This window comes from Streptomyces sp. NPDC127092, assembly GCF_042722475.1.
In the GTDB taxonomy this organism is placed as follows: Bacteria; Actinomycetota; Actinomycetes; order Streptomycetales; family Streptomycetaceae; genus Streptomyces.
In genome coordinates, this window is the sequence record NZ_JBHXFE010000422.1 from 1 (window position 1) to 1,031 (window position 1,031).

The window sequence follows — 1,031 nt, forward strand, 5'->3', positions numbered from 1 at the left end:
TCACCTCCGTGGCGCGGTCGGCAACACGATCCGTGGCGCTGCTACCTTTCCAGGAGGGTCGAACGACACCAGGCCAGCGCATAGTGAGCACTTCATGGAGTTCGAAGAAATCTCGCAACGCTCGGTGTGCGGCCGTCCAGAGAGCTATCGTCGGCCACAGCACACCGATGGTGACCATGAGGACCCCGACGAGCGCAAGAACCTGAGTGATGTCGAAGACTCGGGGAGTCGGATCGATTGCACCGGTAGACGCGGCCAGTACGTATGTGATTCGCATGCCGGCGTAGACGGTGAGCAGGAAAACCCCGGGGCACAGCACCATCAAGCCACGACCCGTCGCGGTCCGCGTGTCGGCATGGCCGGCCGTCACGATGGTCACCACGATGCAGAGAAGGAACGGGTAGAGCATCGCGGTAATGCCGGCTTCCGCATATCCGGGAGTGTGGGCATACAGGTCGTCGAAGGTATATCCGTCGCGCTGTTCCGGCACTTCCGGGGCAGTCAAGAAGAAGGCCACCGACCCGCCTGCGGTGACCATCGACAGCAACGCATGAAGGCGGATGAGCTGTGCGCGACGTCGATCGGACGGAGCCATAAGGTCTGTCACGAGCATGGCTGCACCGAAGCAGATTCCGCTAAACACGACCATTTTGACCGCGCCACCACCATTTGAGTGACCAAGTGCGCCTCTCAATAAGCTCTCGAAGAGCGGCAGGTTGACTGTCATGTGGGCGGCCATGCAGGTGAAGACAGTCAGAACACCGACCAGGTTCCATGTGCGAGCCCACCACCACCTACGGAACCGACTGGCTGCGGCTATCCATAGAAGGACTGCGACCGCCGCTGTTGCCGTCACCTGATCGCCTCGTCGAGGCGAGCGCGCACACCGGGATTGCGGGATGCGTGGTTACTATTCACCCGCCCAAGGAGTCTGCTCGCGAACGCCTCAGCCTCGATTTCCTCAGCGTCGTGTCCGTCACTACACTCGCGCCGAAGCATTATCTTCGCCAATCCATGAGCCGCTGCTGGAA

Annotated in this window: 2 protein-coding genes; one reads left to right on the forward strand and one right to left on the reverse strand. The window is 61.1% G+C overall.

Annotated features, from left to right (window positions below; genetic code table 11):
- Positions 1-739, reverse strand: a 739-nt coding sequence (locus tag ACFWJO_RS40980; protein WP_386873503.1) for a hypothetical protein, incomplete at its 3' end; no start/stop codon positions are given.
- 35 nt (positions 740-774) lie between these two features.
- Here ACFWJO_RS40980 and ACFWJO_RS40985 point away from each other — a divergent pair.
- Positions 775-1,031 (forward strand): hypothetical protein (locus tag ACFWJO_RS40985; RefSeq protein WP_386873505.1); only part of this gene is annotated, 257 nt, incomplete at its 3' end.